Source organism: Pseudoneobacillus rhizolycopersici (assembly GCF_054786815.1).
Window position 1 is genome coordinate 1 of the sequence record NZ_JBTOOE010000177.1, and the last position, 252, is coordinate 252.

The following is a 252-nucleotide window of genomic DNA, read 5'->3' on the forward strand; positions in this document are numbered from 1 at the left end:
GGGCATGGCACAGGAGCGCTTCGCCATTCTTGCGCTGGCCGGCGGCGTGCTGCTGGCCGGCGCCTGCTTCAACCACATGCAGTATCTGGGCGGGAGCCTGTATGGCCTGCGTCATCTGCTGGCCGGGTATGTGATCGGCGCGACCCTGCTGCTGGCCGCGCCGCTGCTGCTGTTGATGCCGATGATGCTGCGCGCCAAACGCCACGCGCTGTACCGCTTCGATGCGCTGGGCAACCGGGCCGCGGCGGTCTT

General features: G+C 68.7%; 1 protein-coding gene. It reads left to right on the top strand.

The window, feature by feature from the left end; translation table 11 throughout:
- A partial coding sequence (locus tag ACX9YW_RS23320; RefSeq protein WP_460351153.1) for a hypothetical protein occupies positions 1-252 on the top strand: 252 nt, incomplete at both ends.